The sequence below is a fragment of the Flavonifractor porci genome, assembly GCF_037572415.1.
Taxonomy (GTDB): Bacteria; Bacillota; Clostridia; order Oscillospirales; family Oscillospiraceae; genus Flavonifractor; species Flavonifractor porci.
On the sequence record NZ_JBBHLB010000015.1, the window covers coordinates 67,276 to 85,088 of the forward strand.

A 17,813-nucleotide genomic window follows, 5' to 3' on the forward strand; every position below is an offset into this window, starting at 1 on the left:
GCATGGTACCAGACATTGAAATTCAGCACCTTTCGGTGTGCTTTGACACCGCGCAAGGCCCGGTGTGCGCCGTCAACGACCTGTCCACCACCTTTCGGGCCGGGCGAATCTCGGGGGTCATTGGGGAGAGCGGCAGCGGCAAGAGCATAATGGGCATGTCCCTGCTGCGCCTGCTTCCCAACACCGCCCGGGTAACAGGAAAGTGCTTTTTTGGTGAGCATGAACTCTATTCCATGCCGCTGCGGCAGCTGCGCAAGCTGCGGGGCGGTGCCATCGGCCTCATCCCGCAGAATCCCGGCGCTTCTCTGGATCCTGTGATGAAGCTCCGCCGCCAGCTGACGGAAGCCATCACCACCCACGGCAAATGGAGTCGGAAGCAGGCGGAGATCCAGGCCGCCCAACTGCTCCGCCAGTTTGGGTTTGAGGAGCCGGAGCGTACCCTGAACCAGTACGCCTTTCAAATGAGCGGCGGCATGAACCAGCGTCTGGTATCCGCTCTGGGGCTGGCCTGCCGCCCGGGCTGGGTCATTGCGGATGAACCCACCAAAGGGCTGGACGCAGTAATTCGAAACCAGGTATATTCGGTACTCCGCCAGATTTACACGGAGCGCCACTGCAGCATGATCGTCATTACCCATGATCTGGCCCTGGCGCAGCAGCTGTGCGATGATATCCGGGTACTTTATATGGGGCAGATTATCGAGCAGGGTACGGCGGAGGAGGTTATGGAGCGGCCCCGCCACCCCTACACCGCCGGTCTGATCCGCTCACTGCCCAGCCAGGGGATGGTTCCCATCCCTCCACCGGCCCCTGAACGGCTGACCCACAGCGGCTGTCCCTTTTATCCCCGCTGCTCCAGAGCCACAGCCCGGTGCGGCAGGGAAAAGCCGGACGATTATCCGCTTCCGGCAGGCGGGAAAGTGAGGTGCTTCCTCTATGAATAACATACTGGAACTGGATGGGGTCAGTCGTATTTTTACCAGCGGCATCTTCCAAACCCACACCACCCGGGCGGTGGATGAGGTCAGTTTTGTCCTGGAGCGGGGGAAAACCTTTGGGCTGGTGGGCAACAGTGGATGCGGCAAGACCACTTTGTCCCGTATGATCACCCGTGTCCTGCGCCCCACCAGCGGGTCCATCCGGTTTGAAGGCAAGGATATTGCCGGCTTTGACCGAAAGCAATGCAAAAGCTACCACCGGCGGGTACAGATCATCTTTCAGAATCCAGAGGCCTCTCTGGACCCCTCCATCCATATCCGTAACAGTCTGCTGGAGGCCATGGCCATCCACCACCTGGGCAGCAGCAAAGAGGAACGCATGGCTAAAATCCAGAAAACGCTCAGGCAGGTGGGCCTGCCCGACTATCTTCTCTCCCGCTATCCCCACCAAATCAGCGGTGGCGAAGGTCAGCGGCTGGTGATCTGCCGGGCCCTGCTGCTGGAGCCGGAGGTACTTTTGCTGGATGAGCCTACCTCCATGCTGGATGTATCGGTGCAGGCCAGCATCATGAACCTGCTGCGGGACCTCCAGCAGGAGCTGGGACTGACCTACCTCTATATTACCCATGATATTGAATTGCTGGGATGGATCAGCCATACCATCGGCGTCATGCAGAAGGGGCGGCTGGTGGAAGTGGGAAGCCGGGAGCAGGTGTTGGAAGCCCCTGTTCACCCCTATACCAAAGAACTGCTCTATTCCTATACCCATTGGGAGGGAGGCGCACAGTCATGAGAGAACGCGTACCACTGCCTGACTTTGCCCGGCAGTGGGCGGAACAGGTGGCGGCAAGCACATCGCCGCGAATGACAGATGACGAGGCAGAGCAAACCTTTTGGCGGGAGTTTATCCAAAAAAAAATCTATGCTCCTGAGCCCTCCGCCCTTCAGGTCCTGGATTACCTGCGTCCTCTGCTGCGCACCCACAGGGTGGAGACTGCGCTGGAACTGGGGCCCGGCTGGGCCAGCTATACCCTGACCCTGGCAAAACTCTGCCGGGAGGTGGCCTGTGTGGATATCTCCCGGGACGTACTGGATTTTGTCCTCCAGGCAGGTGCTGCGCATGGTCAAAACAATATCTCCGCCTTCCACGCCAAATGGGAAACCTTTACGCCTGAAAAGCGATTTGACCTGGTCTTTGGATACAACTGCTTCTACCGCCAGGCTGACCTGGTGGACTGCTTCCGCAGAATGGACCAGGCTGCAAACAGGCTGTGCGTGGTGGGCATGAATACCGGTCTTGCCCCTGCCTGGATCCATGAATTGAATGCCGCAGGCGGACAGATCCACTGGGAGTGGAAAGATTATATCTACTTTGTGGGCGTGCTCTACCAGATGGGCATCGACCCCAACGTCGCGGTGCTTCCCTTTGAAAAGCTGCTCTCCTATCCTGATACGGATGCTTTGGTGCAGGGAGAGTGTGTCCGCTGTACTCCCGGAACAGTGGATCCTGATACCGCCAGAGCCATCCTGTGCCGTCACTTCACGCAGATGCCCAATGGCAGTTGGCAGGCCACGGCAAAATATCACAGCGGTGTGGTGTGGTGGACGCCAAATCATTAAACTATGTGCGGCCGCTCCTTTTCCTGTGTGCATCCGGGTGTGTCACGGTCCAAATCTGCCTTTGTATCTGCCGCCATGCAGCCTTTTGTTAAAAATGCCGCCCATTCGGGCGGCATTTTAGTCTGTCAATAAATTGCATTTTGTAATTTATGCCGCAAGAGCCTCTCAGCGTTCCGTCGTCCACAGACGATGGAATAAGTTTAAAGCCCGTCAGTCCCGAGGACATGAGCCTTGGAAACAGCACTTCTCATAGGGAATGGGAGGACGATTTCGCCAGGAATTGACTCCCACCCCCATGCAGCCCTTTGTCTGATCTGTGCCGGACTCAGTTGCTGCCGCTGGGCAGGAAGGGGATCAGAGCGGCGGCCAGGCCGGTGACCGGCATGGTTTGGAGGGTCACCTTACCGGGGCCGGTGACCACCGTATTGAACAGGCCCTCACCGCCGAAGAGCATATTTTTCACACCCTTGATCATCTGTACGTCGATAGAGCAGGTGGCGTCCATCATGGCCAGGTTGCCGGTATCCACAACGATGCTCTGTCCCGGTCTCAGCTCGTATTCCACCACCGAGCCATCCAGCTCCACAAAAGCCATACCATGACCGGACAGCTTCTGCATGATAAAGCCCTCACCGCCAAAAAGGCCGGTTTTCATCTTCTTCTGGAAGTGAATGGACAGCTCCACCCCCTGCTCAGAGGCCAGAAAGCCCCGCTTTTGTACGATGACCGGGTGGTCCGGGTCAATGGGAATGGCCCGAATGGTGCCGGGCAGGCTGGCACCAAAGGCAATCATGCCCGGACCGCCCACCGCCGTGTATGTATTCTGGAAGATGGAGTCGCCGGAAAACATCCGTCCAAAGGCCTTGCCCAGGCCGCCTGCGCCGGTAGACATCTCCATATTGGGGGACATCCACACCATGGAACCCCGCTCGGTGATCATGGACTCACCGGCAGCCACCTGACAGATCACCACCGGCATGGGCTCTCCCTTGATCTCATACTGCATACCATCGCCTCCTTATTTAATGGGTCTCCAAGGCAAGTATACGATAGGCTGCAGCGGTATGCAAGCCGCTTTTCTTCTTATGTCTCCACCCCCTCCAGCCGCATCACCGATACCTCGAAGGCGGTGCGCTGACGGCTCTGGCCGTTCTCCAGCTTGGTATAGGCCCGGCTCTGGAGGCGGCCCTCCAGCCGCACCCCGTCCCCTACCTCCAGCTCGCCGCAGCAGCGGGCCAGCGCCCCCCAGGAGATGCAGGGCAGATAGTCCGCCCGGCCATACTTCCGGTTTACTGCCAGCATGAGATCGCAGATCTCCCGGCCCAGAGGGGTGCGCCGGAATACCGGCGGCTTGCACAGCACCCCGGCCAGAGTGAGCCGGTTCTCATTGGGCCCCTCCCCCGGCTTGATGCTCTTGGCGTGCAGGGTGATGACCAGCTTGCTGCCGGTGCCGCTTTTGTTGTTGAAGGAGCGTACCTCCCCCTCCACCTCCACCGGCGTCCCCGTCCTCACCGGATGCTCCTCCAGCAGCTCTTTGGGCGCAATGACGTTGATGGTGTCCTCCGATCCGGACAGCCGGAGTACCGTGAGCGGAAAGGTTTCATATACCACGCCGTGGGTCTCATGGGACCACACCGGGTCCGCCGCAACGGTCCCCCGGAGCAGCGCCCTGTTTTCATTCCATCCTGTCTGCATATCCATCCACACTCCCGCCTGTTTTTGGTAGCTGTGGCATCTATATGCGGGTTTGTCCCCCACTATGCCGACAGAACGTGGACAGCGGTTGACGATTGTGCGCTCCATGGAGTATGATAGGAAAAAGGGGTGTAACAAACATGAACAAGCACTTAAAAGATGTAACCTTTTCTCAAGTATTTTTTATCTGGTTTGCTCTCTTCTTTTTACTGCTTATGATCAATATGCAGACGCTGAAAAACGGCCTGCTGGTCAGCATCACCGGCGCGGTTCTGGGTGTGTTCCTGCTGATTTGCCCCATTCCGCCCAACTCCTTCCAACGCCGCTACGGCAAAGAGCGTGCCGTCCATGTCACCCGCATCATGGCGGTGGTCATCATCGTCATTTCCTTCATCACGAAAATCCAATTCTGATCAAAACAAGAGGTCCAGCCTTGGAGGCTGGACCTCTTGTTTCTACTGCTGATTCTGCCAGTCGGCGGGGTAGACGAAATAGAGAAACCGGGCGTGGCCGGTGACGGAAAACTGAATTTCGCTGCCTTTGGGAATGTGGATCAGCTCCCCCGGCCCGGCGGACACCTTCTGCCCGTTGCAAAGGATGTCCAGCCGCCCCTCCACCACATAGTCCATTTCATCGTAGTTCAGGGTCCAGGGGAAGGTGGTATCGGTCATCTCCATGATGCCCACCCCCAGCCTGGGGGACTGCTCCAGGGTAAACAGGTCCCGGGTATACACCCTGTCACCGGGGTTGCCGGTGTTCATACGGTGAGCCTCGGTGACAGTAAGGGCGGGCACCTTCACTGCCTGCACCCCGCCCCCCAGGTGCTCCAGCAGCACCTGGCGGATGATGGTCTCCAGCTGATTACGCTCCATGCTGCATCTCCTTTCGGGTAAGGAACATGGCCACCGCCACGGCGGTAACGCCGCCCACCAGCTTGCCCACGATCATGGGGAAGATCATGGTGGAGTCAAAGCCGGCGGTAAAGCCCAGATGGTCGCCGAACACGAAGGCCGCCGACACGGCGAAGGCCACGTTGATGATCTTGCCCCGGCGGTCCATGTCGCCCATCATCTGGAACATGGGGATGTTGTTGGCCAGGGTGGCCACCAGGCCCGCCGCCGCCACGTCGTTCATGCCCAGCAGACCGCCCAGCTTCATCAGGGGCTTTTTAAACACCTTGGTGATGACGTACACCAGGGGGAAGGCGCCCGCCAGCACGATTGCGATGTCACCCACGATGCCGATGCCCTCGTCAATGGAGTTGAGGCCGGGGATAATGGTCAAAGGCGTGAGAGCCTCGATGATGGCGGCGGCCAGACCGATGGTGATGATGATCACAATGATGCGGCCAAAGACCTGGAAGCCCTTCACCATGCCGTTCGGCACAAAGGCCAGTCCCAGGGCGATGAGCACCGCGAAGAGCACGATGGGCAGCAGGTTGCGCAGCACCATCATCAGGGGGAAACCCGCCACCAGGCCGCCCACAAAGCTGCCGATGGGGATGGTGATGACGCCGGCCAGCACGCCGGTGGCCAGGGCGGGCCGGTCTTCCGCTTTGATGATGCCCAGGCCCACCGGAATGGTAAAGACGATGGTGGGGCCCAGCATGGCCCCTACGATGAGGCCGCCGAACTGGCCCGCCTCCTCGGTGAGGGCCAGCTCCTGGGCCAGAGGCGCGCCCCCCATGTCGTTGGCCAGGATGGTACCGGCGAACATGGCCGGGTCGGCCCCCAGGAACTGATAGAAGGGCACCACCACCGGCCGCAGCAGGTTTGCCAGCACAGGGGCCAGGCAGATGATACCGATCATGGCCAGGGCCAGAGAGCCCATGGCCATAATGCCCTCCTCAAACTTTTCGCCCAGCCCGAAGCGGTTGCCCAATATGCGGTCGATGGCCCCCAGGGCCATAAAGAGCACCATCAGATAGACGATGATCTCGTTGATGGACATAAACTGTCCCTCCCTTTTGTGAAACGGGGCGGCAGGTGGGCCGCCCCCTTATGGATCAATGATCCCGATGATGGCGGCGTCCACCGGCACATTTGCCCCGGCAGCGATGCGGGCCGCCCCGCCGGTGGCGATGAGAACCCGCTCGCCCTCACCGGCTCCCACACAGTCGGCGCACACCAGTATGGTCTCCCCCACCTCCACCGTCAGAAAGGTCTGTCCGGTCAGGTTGGGGGCTTTTTTTGTGGCCCATACCTTACCGGCCACCTGTCCCAGCAACACAGATCCCCATCTCCCTCAGCTGCCGCTCCAGCGCCAGGCAGCGGCGATAGATTGACGGCGGGGCGGTGCGGCGGTAGAGCCGGTACTCCAGCGCCTTCCGCTCCAGGCACACCCGTGCCCCCGCCAGCAGGGCGGCCAGCACCTCGGTCTCCCCCGGACTGGCCGGGGCCAGGGCGGCCAGCCGCCCCATGGCCCCCACCGGCAGCCAGGTGATGACCAGGGTGCGCCCCCGCCACTCCAGCCTCACGGCAAAATCAGGGCCCGGTCCCCCCACAAAAGGCACAGCCTTTTGTGGGGACCCCCAGGGATTTTACTTGCTCGGGCGAAGTGAATTCGCCCTGCGCCGAGGTTTTGCCATTGGCAAAACGCTCGTGACGCGCCAAAAGGCGCGGTAACTGTCGTGTCAACATCAAGCACGGCCGCATCCTCCTTTTTCTGGAAGAATCAGCGCCCGGTCCCCTTTTTTAAAGCCGCAGGCGTTGGCCTCGTCGTAGTCAATATGGGCGAAGGTGGCAAACTGGGGGGACACCCGCACCTCCACCCCCTCCAGGGTCAGAGGCCGTCCGGTGAGGCACTTGAGCCGCACCTCCCGGCCATTCTCCACCCCGAAGCGGGCGGCGTCCTCCGGAGTCATGTGGATGTGCCGCTTGGCGGCAATGAGCCCCCGGTCCAGCCGCAGCACCCGGTCCCCGTTGCGCAGGGTGATGCCGGGTGTACCCTCAATGTCCCCCGACAGCCGCACCGGCGGCGTAATGCCCAGCACGACGCCATCGGTGAGGGAGATCTCCACCTGGCTCTCCTTCCGCTCGGGGCCCAGCACCACCACGTTGGGGATGGACCCCTTCGGTCCCTCCAGGGTGACCCGCTGGGCGCACACGAACTGCCCCGGCTGGGACAGGTCCTTCACCCGGGTGAGTTGAAAGCCGGGGCCGAAAAGGGTGTCCAGGTCGGCCCGGGACAGGTGGACATGGCGGCCGCTGGCCTCCAGCTCCACCGTCAGACGGCGGACGATCTGCTCCGCCAGAGCCTCGATATTGATGGTATTAAGCGTGTTCATATTGTCCCGCCTTTAGCTTGATCATCATGATCCACATGAGGGAGGACAGCCGGTTCAGAGCCAGAATGATGTCCCCCCGGGTCACATTGCCCTCCACGTCCTTGAAGGCGGCGTAGGCCGAAAGCTCGGTCTGCCGCACCAGAGTACGCACCTTGTTCACCGCCAGCAGGGCCGGCCCGTCAGTGTAGGCGGGCAGGAAGTGGGGCTGACCCAGATACTTGTCCGGGTAGTGGGAGTACTCCCGCAGCTGCCCGGCGTCGTAGCCGCACAGGCGCAGCTCCCCCACCGGCTCGTCCAGCACGTCGCACCGGATGAGCCGCCGCACCAGGGCCAGGGCCTCCTCCAGCTCCTTCACCAGGGCCGGATGGGCCTGGGATGCCTGCTGGGCCAGCATGATCTCCCCCTCCAGGGCGTCGATCATGCCCCGGAAGGCGATGCGGGGGTGGTCCTTACGCACCAGGATATTGCCCTTGAGATGGGTCATGTGCTCCGGCTTTTCGTTCAAGGTGGCCCCGAAGAGGGTACGGTACTTGGCAGAATGGGGCGCAGCCGTGTCGTCCCGCCCCTGGGGAAAGACCGCCTGGATCTTGTGGGCGGCCAGCCAGTCCCGGGCCCCGGGGGTCAGCTTCTGGTCCTTGTTGACCACCACCGGCCCCCGGGTACCGTTGTCCGACATACGCCGCACGTCCTCACGGGTGAGCAGCTCCATTTATTCGCTCATGCCCTCGCCGCCGTGAGGCAGGATGTGGTCCACCTCGGCGTGGGGGCGGGGAATGACGTGGACAGAGATCAGCTCGCCCACCTTCTCGGCGGCGGCGGCCCCGGCGTCGGTAGCGGCGTTGACGGCTCCCACGTCGCCACGGACCATGACGGTCACCAGACCGCCGCCCACCTGCTCCTTGCCCACCAGCTGCACGTTGGCGGCCTTCACCATGGCGTCGGCGGCCTCAATGGCTCCCACCAGTCCCTTGGTCTCCACCATACCCAGCGCGTTTGTATTTGCCATGTTCTGTTTCCTCCTGTCAGTTGTCTGTTTCATAGGCTCCGCCGGTTGGGCGGACGCCGGTTTGCTTTTTCTGCCCCGGCCTGACTGGGCCTTCTTTTTGGGGGCCTGCCGGGGCATCTCGGCCACCGGCAGATGGGGGACTCCCCCCGCCTCGCCGGCCTCCTCCCCGTTGGCGGAGCGGACATCATGTTCCATGTCCTCCTCCAGCCCCTCGGGCTTCTCGGCCAGCAGGGCGTTGGTCAGATTCTGGGCCTCCTGCAAAATGGCCTCATGGGGGTCCAGCAGCACGCCGTCGGCGTTGACTTCGCTCATCTTATCTCAGCCTCCCCATGATCTGTTCCACCAGGCGGTTGAGCAGGGTCTCGTCCACGGAGCAGGAGGAAAGGGCCGGGCTGCCGCCCCGCAGCTCCTCCAGCTCCTTCACGCCCCAGGCCACCCGCTTGATGTTGATGAGATCCAGAGGGCCGATGTTGTTGGAGCTGGACGACCCGCCCACCGCGCCGCAGCCCAGGGTGAGGGCGGGGAACAGGCAGGTGGTGGCCCCGATGCCACCCAGAGCGGAGGGGGTGTTCACCAGCACCCGGCTGGCGGGGACGGCGGCGGCAAAGCGCTTGGCCACATTCTCGTCCTCGGTGTGGATGGAGAAGGTGTGACCTGCTCCCTCCCACTCCAGGATCTCGATGCAGCGGTTCAGTACCGCCTCTTCGTCCTCCTCCACAAAGCAGCCCAGGATGAGGCCCAGCTTCTCGCTGGAGTAGGGGTGGCCCTTACCCACCCCGGTTTCTTTGGCCACCAGCACCCGTGCGGAGGGGGGCACCCGGCTTAAACCCGCCAGCTGGGCCACGGTGGACACGCTCTTGCCCACGATGGCCGGGTTCATGGTGCCGTTGGGCCGGAGGATGAAGCGGGAGAGCAGCTTGGTCTCCTCCTCGTCCAGCAGGTAGGCCCCCTGGGCACGGAGAGCAGCTTTCACCGCCGGTTCCATCCGCCGGGTCATGATGACGCTCTGCTCACTGGCACAGATGGTGCCGTTGTCAAAGGTCTTGGAGTCCAAAATCCGTTTTACCGCCTGTTCCACGTTGGCGGTGTGGTGGATATAGGCCGGGCCGTTGCCCGCGCCCACGCCGATGGCGGGGGTGCCGGAGGAGTAGGCCGCCTTCACCATGGCCGCGCCGCCGGTGGCAAGGATGAGCCGAGTGGTGTCGTGGCCCATGAGGGCGTTGGTGGCCTCGATGGTGGGGGTGGTGATGCAGGAGATGGCGCCCGCCGGTGCCCCCGCCTCCTCCGCCGCCCGGCGGATCACATTCACCGTCTCCTGGATGCAGTTGGCCGCACCGGGATGGGGGGAGAACACGATGGGGTTGCCCGCCTTCATGCAGATCATAGCTTTGTAAATCACCGTGGAGGTGGGATTGGTGGAGGGCACCAGTCCGGCCACCACACCCACCGGCACGCCGATATCCACCGTCCGATGCTCCCGGTCCTCGGCCAGGATGCCGTGGGTCTTTTGGTCCCGGATGGCCTCGTACAAGGTCTCCGCCGCAAAGCGGTTTTTGATCTCCTTGTCCTCTTTTCGGCCAAAGCCGGTCTCCTCCACCGCCATGTCGGCCAGCCGCCGGGCGTGCTGGGCGCCGGCCCGGGAGATGGCCGCCGTGATGGCGTCCAGCTGCTCCTGAGTCATGACGGCCAGGGCCCTCTGGGCCTTTCGGGCCTGGGCCAGAAGGTCCCGGACCTCCTGGATGGAGCGCAGATCCTTGTCCAAATAAGTCACTCCTTTGCTTACGGGCGCGCACTGCGCGCCCCTACAGATGGGGACGTAGGGGCGCACAGTGTGCGCCCGCCCCTCCCAGTCAAATTTCCATAGGCCGGGCGGCCACCGCCTTCACCGCCTCGGCAAAGGCGGCCGCCGCCGCGTCGCAGGCACTCTGGGTGCCGGTAAGCAGGCCGCCGCCGAAGTTGGTCTCGCTGGGGGGCTCAAAGAGGGCCACCAGCTCCACGTCGGAGGCCTTCATGGCCTCATCCAGTCCCACCATGGCCTCCAGAGGCGGGGCGATGAGGTAGGCCAGGGCCTCCCCCTCCCGTACCCCCGCCACCTTGGACAGGTAGGTCCCGGTGCGGGAGACGGTGTGGGCAAAGTAGATGACCGAGTCATCCTGATTGGCGGAGCGGAACCCCGCCCCGCTGTTCATGAAGTCCACGCAGGCCCGCAGGCCGGACTGGACCTCCGCCGGGTTGGGCCCGGCCAGAATGCCGATGACCTCGCCGGCCAGAGCGGTGGAGGCATTAGCCGCCCCGGCGTACAGGGACTTGCCGTACACCACCTCCACCGCCGCCGCCTTGGTTGCCTCGTCCAGGGCGCAGTAGGTCATATCGTCGCTGTCAGCGGTGATGAGGCCGATGGAACGGTACTGTCTGGGCAGGCCCAGCTTCTTGGCCAGGGTCTCGCTGACGTTGGCAATGGTGCGGGTGGAGAGCACCTTGGCCGGGATCAGATCGCCTGTCATATCCTCACTCCCCTCAGACAGGCCTCTTGGGGCCTGTCTGAGGGGCCCCAAGGGCATTTTTATCTGCTCGGGCGGAGTGAATTCGCCCGGCATCAAGGTTTTGCCTGTCGGCAAAACGCTTGTACGCGCTGACGCGCGCCCCGCCGTGCGGGGTCCCGTAGAGGCCGGAATCCTTAACGCAGGTCAATCCCACTCGCCTTCCTTTCCAGCATGGTCTTGATGAGTTCCGCAATGTGGGCCCCCGCCTCCACGGCGGTGGTGCCCCCCTTGTGGATGTTGGAGATCACCGTCCGCTTGGACTCGGGGATGCCGATGTGGGGCTTGTAGGTCAGGTAGGCCGACATGGACTCAGCAGTCACCAGTCCGGGCCGCTCTCCCACCAGCATACACACCACCTCCGCCCCGGTGAGGTCGCCAATGTGGTCGGAAGCGCCCACCCGGCAATACTTCACGTAGAGCACCGGGCCGCCCTCCATGCCGTAGGCCTTCAGGCCCGCCCGCACCGCCTGGAGGCAGTCCACGGCGTTGGCCTCGATGGCGGCGGAGCTGAGGCCGTCCCCCACCACCAGGGCGATCTTCGGGTTCTGCCCGAAGGTCTTTTTGATGATGGCCTGGTTCTCCTCGTCGAACCGGCGGCCCCGGTCGGGCCGGGTCAGGTACTCGTCCTTGGTCTGGCACAGGGTCTGGACAGGCACAAAGCCATTGTTCACCGCGAACTCGTCGGGCACATGGGAGAACACCGAGTCCTGGGCGGCGGCGTGGTCGGCCCGCATCCGCAGCATGGAGATGGTTCGATACCGGGCCCCCGCTCGCCCCAGACCCAGCCGGGCGGGGGTCTTTAATTTCAGATCCTGAAAGGCCTGGCCGCTGCGGGGGTTGTCCACCAGGTACTGCCGCCGCAGGTCGATCTGGGTGATATCCTCCAGGCAGCCCTGGCTCACATCCTCCTGCCGGGCAGCGGGCCGGGTCGCGGTCACAGCGGCAGGCTTCCCCGCCAGCTCCAGCACCATCCGCTCCACCATGGAGCGCAGTTCTTGCTCGTTCATATCGTCACCTCAATCATATCGGGCGGGCGCGCAATGCGCGCCCCTACAAAGTGTGGGTGTAGGGGCGCACAGTGTGCGCCCATCCCCTTACCCCAGCAGCACCGACGCGTCACCCGCCAGCGGGGTCAGCTTGCCGTTGGCCACAAAGCCCATGTCCTCCAGCCACCGCTGGAAGGGGGGAATGGCGGTGAGGCCGAACAGCTCCCGCAGGGCGGCGGTCTCGTGGAAGCCGGTGGTCTGGTAGTTGAGCATCACGTCGTCCCCGTGGGGGATGCCCATAAAGTAGTTGCACCCGGCGGCGGTGAGCAGCACCGCCAGATCCTCGATGTCGTTCTGGTCGGCCTTCATGTGGTTGGTGTAGCAGGCGTCGCACCCCATGGGCACGCCGGTCAGCTTGCCCATGAAGTGATCTTCCAATCCAGCCCGTATGACCTGCTTGGAATTATACAGATATTCCGGCCCAATAAAGCCCACCACCGTGTTCACCAGGTAGGGCTGGAACCGCTTGGCAAAGCCGTAGCACCGGGCCTCCATCACCACCTGGTCCGCCCCGTGGTGAGCCTCGGAGGACAGCTCGGAGCCCTGGCCCGTCTCAAAGTACATCACGTTGGGCCCCACGGCGGTACCCTCCTTCAGAGCCAGCTGCCGGGCCTCCTCGATGAGTTTGCCGTCCAGGCCGAAAGCCTCGTTGCCCTTCTGGGACCCGGCGATGGACTGGAAGATCAGGTCACAGGGAGCGCCCTTGCGCACCGCCTCCATCTGGGTGGTGACGTGGGCCAGCACGCAGATCTGGGTGGGGATGTTCCAGCGGTTGCGCACCTCATGGAATCGGTCCAGCACCCGGCGCACACTTTCCACCGAATCGTCCACCGGGTTCAGGCCCAGCACCGCGTCACCCGCCCCGAAGGTCAGGCCCTCCAACAGGGAGGCCAGGATGCCGTCGGGATCATCGGTGGGGTGGTTGGGCTGGAGCCGGCAGGACAGGGTGCCCGGCAGGCCGATGGTGGTATTGCAGTGGGCGGTGACCTTGATCTTCTTGGCGGCGTAAATGAGGTCCATATTGCTCATCAGCTTGGCCACGGCGGCGATCATCTCCGCCGTCAGGCCCCGGCTCACCCACCGGATGGCGTCGCCGTCGTGGTTCTCCGCCAGCAGCCATTCCCGCAGCTCGGCCACCGTCCAGTTCTTGATCTGGTCATAGATCTTCTCGTTCACGTCGTCCTGAATGATGCGGGTGACCTCGTCCTCCTCATAGGGGACGGCGGGGTGGTTGCGCAGATCGGCCAGAGTCAGGTTGGCCACAACCACCTTGGCCGCCACCCGCTCCTCGGCGTTCTCGGCGGCAATGCCCGCCAGCCGGTCTCCCGACTTCTCTTCATTGGCTTTGGCCAGGGCGTCCTTGACTGACTTGAATTCATAGACATGCCCCAGCAGCTTGGTCTTGAGTATCATGTGATCGCTCCTTTACGTCGCACTTCTCAAAAATGCAAGCATTTTTGAGAGGAGATGCAGCCCGCCGCGCGCATGATCTGTCCGCCTCAGGCGGCCAGATCCCACACTTGCGGTCTGAGAAGTGTTTTTTCTGAGGCTCATGTCCTCAGAAAAAACGGATTTTGACTTTATTTCGCCGCCTGCGGGCGGCGACCGCGCAGCCGTTGGCAGCTTTGCTGCCTTACGGATGCGGCGTACCCCTTGCGGGTAAACTCCGCCGAGGGCTTATCCCCGTACAAGAAGCGTTTTCCATTCTGCACAGGGATGCACATGGTGCGCCCGATATCTATTTGTGAAATACAAGCGTCTTGATAACGATGGGTAATACCGCGCCCCCGGCCACCGGGGCGCCGATGTCGATATAGTCCCCGTTGTCCATCTCCACTCCGTCCAGGCAGAGCAGGGGGCTGGACAGCAGAGCGGCCATGGCCTGCCCCAGCACCTTGGCCTGGTCGGCCTCCACCGCCACAATGGGGACAAAGCCCGCCTGCACCAGGGGGGCCAGGCCCTCCGCCACTCCCCGGGCCAGTTCCTGAATGTGGCTGTAGGAGGGGTTTTTCTCTCCCCGCAGAGCCAGGGCCAGCTGCACCAGCCCTCCCTGGTCCTGATACCAGCTCAGCTTCTCCTGAATACGCCTTGCCAGTTCCTCCGGCGGTCCCCCTTCCTCCCCAGCAGCCAATTTGAGGATGGGGATGTTTTTCAGGGGGAAAGAAATATCCCGGTAGAAGATGGTGGAGCCGGACAAATCGGTGGCGTGGCTTCCCGCCCCCACCACCGTGGCCCGGATGGTCTCCGCTCCCCGGAAGCGGCCCGCCTTCTGAAAGGCGGGGGAGGCTGCGATGGCCCTGCCCAGCAGCACGCCTATATCTCCAAAGGCCAGCCAGTCCGCTGGCGGCTCATAGACGCAGTCGGCCACCCCGCCGGAGAAGGACACCACCGGTACCTCCTCCACCGTCCAGCGGGTGCCTTCCGTGAGAAAGGCGTCCAGCTTGTCCCGGCCGGGCCGCAGGCCCGCCGCCTGCTCCAGGGCCTCCACCATAATTTGGATTACAGGCTCTAGTCGCTGGGGTGTGACCCTTTCTCCTGCCGTAGGGGGCGATGCCCACATCGCCCCGCGTTCCAGTACCGGCGACACATAGGTGACCCGTCCGTCTCTGTCCAGCTTGATGAGCCGCCCGCCTACGTCCAGGCAGCCGGTACGCACCAGCTCCCCATTTTGATAGAGAGCCAGGTTAGCGGTGCCGCCGCCGATATCAAAGTGTAATACGGTTGTGTGATGTTTCTTTGCGTATTCGTCCGCACCCGCTCCCCGGGCGGCCAGGATGGATTCCAGATCCGGCCCGGCGGTGGCCACCACGAAATCCCCGGCGAACTCCGACAGGGCGGAGAGCACCTCCTGGGCGTTCTCCTTCCGGGCGGTCTCCCCGGTGATGATGACCGCCCCGGTGTCCACCTGGGATTTGTCAAAGCCCGACTTGCGGTACTCCTCCTCCACAATGGTCCGCACCCCGGCGGCATCGATGACGGTATCGGACAGCAGAGGGGTGAAGTGGATGGCGGAGCGGTAGAGCACCTCCCGCCCGGCAATGGACACCCGGGGCACCGTAAAGGGGGTGGCCCGGTTCTCCAGGGTCAGCCGGGACAGGATCAGCTGGGTGGTGGAGGTGCCGATATCAATCCCTACTGACAGCAGTGTTTCACTCATATCGGCACCTCCACCACCGGGGCCCCGCAAAGCGGGGCGGGCGTAAGCCCGTAAAATCGAAGCGCAGCGCAGATTTTCCGCAGGCGGAATTCACTTCCGCCGAGGATGCAAAATCCATATGGGGTCCCCGGACAGGCTGGCCTGTCTGGGGAAACGAGGTTCCGATGTCGATACCCACCGACAGCAGCTGCTCCCCCATTACGCCAGCTCCCGCAGAATGGCCTTAATGTCCTGGGGGGTGACGCTCCGGGGATTGGAGGGGGCGCACAGGTCGGCCAGGGCGGCGGCGGCGATCTCGTCCCCCTTGGCCTTCACCTCTTTGGGGTCCACCCCGCACTCCGACAGGCGGCCCGGCTGCTCCAGCCGTCCCCGCAGCCGCTCCATGGCAAAGGCCAGCCCTCTGGCGGTGGGGGTGAGGCCGCAGGCCCTGGCCAGGGCGGCGTACCGCTCCGCCGTAGGACGGTCGGCGGCGTTGAAGCGGATCACATGGGGCAGCAGCATGGCGTTGAGCCGCCCGTGGGGGATGTGGAACCGCCCCCCCAGAGCGTGGGCCAGGCTGTGACTCAGACCCAGCCCGGCGGTGTTGAAGGCCATGCCCGCCAGGTTGGAAGAGAGCAGCATATGCCCTTTGGCCTCCTGATCCCCATGAAAGGCGGCGGGCAGGTTTTTCCAGGCCAGGGCAAAGGCCTTCTCCGCCAGGGCGTCGGTGTACACGTTGGCCCCGGCGGCCACATAGGCCTCGGCGGCGTGGGTGAGCACGTCCATGCCGGTGTCGGCCGTCACCTTGGCGGGCACCCCCGCCAGAAAGACCGGGTCCAGCACCGCCCGGTGGGGCAGCAGAGCGTCGTCCACCAGGGGGTACTTTACTCCCTTCTGGCGGTCGGTGAGCACGGCGAAGGAGGTGACCTCCGAGCCGGTCCCGGCGGTGGTGGGCACCGCCCAGAAGGCAATCTCCCCGGCGGCCCCAAGCTTTTTGCCGTACTCCACCATGGCCTTGGCGCAGTCCAGAGCGGAGCCGCCCCCAAAGGCCACCACCGCCTGGGGCCTGAAGTCGGCCAGGGCTCTGGCTCCCCTGGCCACTACCTCCAGCGGCGGGTCGGGTATCACGCCGGTAAAGGTCTCCACGGTGCAGCCGGGCAGACGGGCTTTCACTTTGTCCAGCAGGCCGGACTTGGCCAAAAAGTCGTCGGTGACCACCATCACCCGCCCGCCGGCCAGCTCCTCCAGGGCGGCCAGGGCATCCGTTCCAAAGGAGACGGCGGTTTTCAGCTTGAATGTTTCCATGAGCGCTCCCCTGTTTCTTCCTTGATGGCTTTAGTATGGCGGAGGCGGACAGGAATATACCAAAAGCCGCCCAAAGAATTGGAAAGAAAAGCTTCATCATTCCTTTAGAATCTGTTCACAGCCTGTTCACCATCCCTTGGCGAAAAACGGATATGATAACAGCGTCAGGTACAAATGACAAACCATTCTCCTCTCTCTCTTACCTCTCTGTTCAAAACAAGGAGACCCGCCAAACGGCGGGTCTCCTTGTTTTTTTGTGTTGGGTGTACGCAAACGTGCAACAAAAGCCCCTGTTTCACCATAGGCAAAAGGGAGGGAATCCGTATGTGGGATATGGATGGACAGACACAGCAATTTTACCATCTGCTCCAGCTCTTTGCCGCCCAGCTGGAACCCGTCCGGGCCATGGAGGTGGCCTGGGTCTATCCGGAATTTACACCCGGTACGGTGTATCAGACAGGGGACTATGTCCGCCGGGGCTTCAATGCCGTGGGGGACCCCCAACTCTACCAGGTGACCCTGGACCACCGCGCCAGCGCCCAACTTCTTCCGGAGCACATCCCGGAGTTCTACGACCCCATTGGGCTGGATGGGGCGGGTATCCCCCTGTGGAGCCGTCCGGCAGGCGACCGGGACGGCTACGCCGTCGGGGACGTGGTGTCCTTCCGGGGGGGCCGGTACCGCTGTCTGGCAAATGCCTGCCTGTTGAGTCCGGAGGAAGCCCCGGACCAGTGGCGGGCTCTGGCCGATGAAAACGCAGAAGAGCCGCCGGTCGGTTGACCGGCGGCTCTTCCACATGGTTCAGAGCGGATCTCTGTTGCTGGTGTTTTACTTACCGGACATACCGTTCTCGTAGGCCTGGATCATCTTCTTGACCATCTGGCCGCCCACGGAACCGGCCTCACGGCTGGTCAGATCGCCGTTGTAGCCCTGCTTCAGGTTGACGCCCACCTCGGCGGCGGCCTCCATCTTGAACTTGTTCAGGGCCTCACGAGCGCTGGAAACCACGGGCTGATTGCTGTTGCTGTTGGACATGATGTTGCATCTCCTTTGCAATCGTTTTGTTGGATCGGTGATCCGAGCATAGCTTTGCCTCAGTCCGATTTTCTATGCGGATTTTTTCTTTCCAATCCATGGAGGCCAAAAATGATCCATTTTTGCACTTTTTTCTCCTCCTGACAAAACAGGGGCGCGCTGCTGATGCAGCGCGCCCCTGTCGGCATGGATCGTTACTTCTT

Annotated in this window: 21 protein-coding genes; 5 read left to right on the top strand and 16 right to left on the bottom strand. The window is 62.7% G+C overall.

The genetic code is table 11. The annotated features are described in order from the left end of the window. Positions 1-2 precede the first annotated feature (2 nt). The 3 genes from WHJ28_RS12720 to WHJ28_RS12730 are packed head-to-tail and all read left to right on the top strand — an operon-like array spanning position 3 to position 2,558. Positions 3-944 carry an ABC transporter ATP-binding protein gene (locus WHJ28_RS12720; RefSeq protein ID WP_340042449.1) on the top strand — a complete coding sequence of 314 codons (942 nt, stop codon included), beginning with the start codon at positions 3-5 and terminating at the stop codon, positions 942-944. Continuing rightward, positions 937-1,731, top strand: a complete 795-nt coding sequence (locus WHJ28_RS12725; RefSeq protein WP_340042450.1) for an ATP-binding cassette domain-containing protein — start codon at positions 937-939, stop codon at positions 1,729-1,731. Before WHJ28_RS12720 ends, WHJ28_RS12725 begins: the two co-directional genes overlap by 8 nt. Further along, entirely contained in the window at positions 1,728-2,558 is an 831-nt protein-coding gene (locus WHJ28_RS12730; RefSeq protein ID WP_340042451.1) for a class I SAM-dependent methyltransferase, read from the top strand. The genes WHJ28_RS12725 and WHJ28_RS12730 overlap by 4 nt, the downstream gene beginning before the upstream one ends. A gap of 325 nt (positions 2,559-2,883) precedes the next feature. Here the strand turns inward: WHJ28_RS12730 and WHJ28_RS12735 are convergent, their stop codons facing one another. Further along, positions 2,884-3,564, bottom strand: a complete 681-nt coding sequence (locus WHJ28_RS12735; RefSeq protein WP_340042452.1) for a TIGR00266 family protein — start codon at positions 3,562-3,564, stop codon at positions 2,884-2,886. A 77-nt stretch (positions 3,565-3,641) separates the two neighbouring features. Continuing rightward, entirely contained in the window at positions 3,642-4,259 is a 618-nt protein-coding gene (locus WHJ28_RS12740) for a single-stranded DNA-binding protein (protein ID WP_340042453.1), read from the bottom strand. Between the two features lie 134 nt (positions 4,260-4,393). On the opposite strand from WHJ28_RS12740, the gene WHJ28_RS12745 reads away from it, so the two are divergent. Then, positions 4,394-4,666 carry a hypothetical protein gene (locus WHJ28_RS12745; RefSeq protein ID WP_340042454.1) on the top strand — a complete coding sequence of 91 codons (273 nt, stop codon included), beginning with the start codon at positions 4,394-4,396 and terminating at the stop codon, positions 4,664-4,666. 42 nt (positions 4,667-4,708) lie between these two features. Here WHJ28_RS12745 and WHJ28_RS12750 read toward each other — a convergent pair whose 3' ends face one another. The 13 genes from WHJ28_RS12750 to WHJ28_RS12810 form a co-directional block, all read right to left on the bottom strand. Beyond that, positions 4,709-5,125 carry a cupin domain-containing protein gene (locus WHJ28_RS12750; protein WP_340042455.1) on the bottom strand — a complete coding sequence of 139 codons (417 nt, stop codon included), beginning with the start codon at positions 5,123-5,125 and terminating at the stop codon, positions 4,709-4,711. Then, complete coding sequence (eutH, locus tag WHJ28_RS12755) at positions 5,115-6,203, bottom strand: ethanolamine utilization protein EutH (protein WP_340042456.1); 1,089 nt, start codon at positions 6,201-6,203, stop codon at positions 5,115-5,117. The genes WHJ28_RS12750 and eutH overlap by 11 nt, the downstream gene beginning before the upstream one ends. Positions 6,204-6,251: 48 nt before the next feature. Further along, positions 6,252-6,482: a EutN/CcmL family microcompartment protein gene (locus WHJ28_RS12760; RefSeq protein ID WP_087330688.1), complete on the bottom strand. Its 231-nt coding sequence runs from the start codon at positions 6,480-6,482 to the stop codon at positions 6,252-6,254. Beyond that, positions 6,457-6,756: a hypothetical protein gene (locus WHJ28_RS12765; RefSeq protein ID WP_340042457.1), complete on the bottom strand. Its 300-nt coding sequence runs from the start codon at positions 6,754-6,756 to the stop codon at positions 6,457-6,459. Before WHJ28_RS12765 ends, WHJ28_RS12760 begins: the two co-directional genes overlap by 26 nt. Before the next feature lie 135 nt (positions 6,757-6,891). Beyond that, on the bottom strand, positions 6,892-7,539 hold the full coding sequence (pduL, locus tag WHJ28_RS12770) for a phosphate propanoyltransferase (protein WP_340042458.1): 648 nt from the start codon (positions 7,537-7,539) through the stop codon (positions 6,892-6,894). After that, positions 7,526-8,248 carry an ATP-binding protein gene (locus WHJ28_RS12775; RefSeq protein WP_340042459.1) on the bottom strand — a complete coding sequence of 241 codons (723 nt, stop codon included), beginning with the start codon at positions 8,246-8,248 and terminating at the stop codon, positions 7,526-7,528. Before WHJ28_RS12775 ends, pduL begins: the two co-directional genes overlap by 14 nt. Beyond that, complete coding sequence (locus tag WHJ28_RS12780; RefSeq protein WP_087188677.1) at positions 8,249-8,545, bottom strand: BMC domain-containing protein; 297 nt, start codon at positions 8,543-8,545, stop codon at positions 8,249-8,251. It lies immediately after the preceding gene. Between the two features lie 313 nt (positions 8,546-8,858). Beyond that, entirely contained in the window at positions 8,859-10,316 is a 1,458-nt protein-coding gene (locus tag WHJ28_RS12785) for an acetaldehyde dehydrogenase (acetylating) (protein ID WP_340042460.1), read from the bottom strand. A 79-nt stretch (positions 10,317-10,395) separates the two neighbouring features. Continuing rightward, positions 10,396-11,049 carry an ethanolamine utilization microcompartment protein EutL gene (gene eutL / locus WHJ28_RS12790; RefSeq protein ID WP_340042461.1) on the bottom strand — a complete coding sequence of 218 codons (654 nt, stop codon included), beginning with the start codon at positions 11,047-11,049 and terminating at the stop codon, positions 10,396-10,398. A gap of 173 nt (positions 11,050-11,222) precedes the next feature. Continuing rightward, a complete protein-coding gene (eutC, locus tag WHJ28_RS12795) occupies positions 11,223-12,095 on the bottom strand; it encodes an ethanolamine ammonia-lyase subunit EutC (protein ID WP_340042462.1) in 873 nt (290 codons plus the stop codon). 87 nt (positions 12,096-12,182) lie between these two features. Beyond that, on the bottom strand, positions 12,183-13,547 hold the full coding sequence (locus tag WHJ28_RS12800; RefSeq protein ID WP_340042463.1) for an ethanolamine ammonia-lyase subunit EutB: 1,365 nt from the start codon (positions 13,545-13,547) through the stop codon (positions 12,183-12,185). Positions 13,548-13,872: 325 nt separating this feature from the next. Continuing rightward, the gene (gene eutA, locus WHJ28_RS12805) at positions 13,873-15,291 is read right to left on the bottom strand and encodes an ethanolamine ammonia-lyase reactivating factor EutA (RefSeq protein WP_340042464.1); all 1,419 of its coding nucleotides are present in this window, start codon (positions 15,289-15,291) and stop codon (positions 13,873-13,875) included. Positions 15,292-15,489: 198 nt separating this feature from the next. Beyond that, complete coding sequence (locus WHJ28_RS12810; RefSeq protein ID WP_340042465.1) at positions 15,490-16,575, bottom strand: iron-containing alcohol dehydrogenase; 1,086 nt, start codon at positions 16,573-16,575, stop codon at positions 15,490-15,492. 324 nt (positions 16,576-16,899) lie between these two features. On the opposite strand from WHJ28_RS12810, the gene WHJ28_RS12815 reads away from it, so the two are divergent. Next, on the top strand, positions 16,900-17,355 hold the full coding sequence (locus WHJ28_RS12815; RefSeq protein ID WP_340042466.1) for a hypothetical protein: 456 nt from the start codon (positions 16,900-16,902) through the stop codon (positions 17,353-17,355). A 48-nt stretch (positions 17,356-17,403) separates the two neighbouring features. On the opposite strand, the gene WHJ28_RS12820 is transcribed toward WHJ28_RS12815, so the two are convergent. After that, positions 17,404-17,610, bottom strand: a complete 207-nt coding sequence (locus tag WHJ28_RS12820; protein ID WP_087188670.1) for an alpha/beta-type small acid-soluble spore protein — start codon at positions 17,608-17,610, stop codon at positions 17,404-17,406. Positions 17,611-17,813: the final 203 nt, after the last annotated feature.

What these genes read in the sequence shown, in the direction of transcription:
- WHJ28_RS12815 (WP_340042466.1), top strand. Translation starts at nt 16,900, where the DNA reads ATGTGGGATATGGATGGACAGACACAGCAATTTTACCATCTGCTCCAG.
- WHJ28_RS12745 (WP_340042454.1), top strand. Translation starts at nt 4,394, where the DNA reads ATGAACAAGCACTTAAAAGATGTAACCTTTTCTCAAGTATTTTTTATC.
- eutC (WP_340042462.1), bottom strand. Translation starts at nt 12,095, where the DNA reads ATGAACGAGCAAGAACTGCGCTCCATGGTGGAGCGGATGGTGCTGGAG.
- WHJ28_RS12750 (WP_340042455.1), bottom strand. Translation starts at nt 5,125, where the DNA reads ATGGAGCGTAATCAGCTGGAGACCATCATCCGCCAGGTGCTGCTGGAG.
- eutA (WP_340042464.1), bottom strand. Translation starts at nt 15,291, where the DNA reads ATGAGTGAAACACTGCTGTCAGTAGGGATTGATATCGGCACCTCCACC.
- WHJ28_RS12720 (WP_340042449.1), top strand. Translation starts at nt 3, where the DNA reads ATGGTACCAGACATTGAAATTCAGCACCTTTCGGTGTGCTTTGACACC.
- WHJ28_RS12775 (WP_340042459.1), bottom strand. Translation starts at nt 8,248, where the DNA reads ATGGAGCTGCTCACCCGTGAGGACGTGCGGCGTATGTCGGACAACGGT.
- eutH (WP_340042456.1), bottom strand. Translation starts at nt 6,203, where the DNA reads ATGTCCATCAACGAGATCATCGTCTATCTGATGGTGCTCTTTATGGCC.
- WHJ28_RS12735 (WP_340042452.1), bottom strand. Translation starts at nt 3,564, where the DNA reads ATGCAGTATGAGATCAAGGGAGAGCCCATGCCGGTGGTGATCTGTCAG.
- WHJ28_RS12725 (WP_340042450.1), top strand. Translation starts at nt 937, where the DNA reads ATGAATAACATACTGGAACTGGATGGGGTCAGTCGTATTTTTACCAGC.
- WHJ28_RS12730 (WP_340042451.1), top strand. Translation starts at nt 1,728, where the DNA reads ATGAGAGAACGCGTACCACTGCCTGACTTTGCCCGGCAGTGGGCGGAA.
- pduL (WP_340042458.1), bottom strand. Translation starts at nt 7,539, where the DNA reads ATGAACACGCTTAATACCATCAATATCGAGGCTCTGGCGGAGCAGATC.
- WHJ28_RS12780 (WP_087188677.1), bottom strand. Translation starts at nt 8,545, where the DNA reads ATGGCAAATACAAACGCGCTGGGTATGGTGGAGACCAAGGGACTGGTG.
- WHJ28_RS12800 (WP_340042463.1), bottom strand. Translation starts at nt 13,547, where the DNA reads ATGATACTCAAGACCAAGCTGCTGGGGCATGTCTATGAATTCAAGTCA.
- WHJ28_RS12810 (WP_340042465.1), bottom strand. Translation starts at nt 16,575, where the DNA reads ATGGAAACATTCAAGCTGAAAACCGCCGTCTCCTTTGGAACGGATGCC.
- WHJ28_RS12820 (WP_087188670.1), bottom strand. Translation starts at nt 17,610, where the DNA reads ATGTCCAACAGCAACAGCAATCAGCCCGTGGTTTCCAGCGCTCGTGAG.
- WHJ28_RS12740 (WP_340042453.1), bottom strand. Translation starts at nt 4,259, where the DNA reads ATGGATATGCAGACAGGATGGAATGAAAACAGGGCGCTGCTCCGGGGG.
- eutL (WP_340042461.1), bottom strand. Translation starts at nt 11,049, where the DNA reads ATGACAGGCGATCTGATCCCGGCCAAGGTGCTCTCCACCCGCACCATT.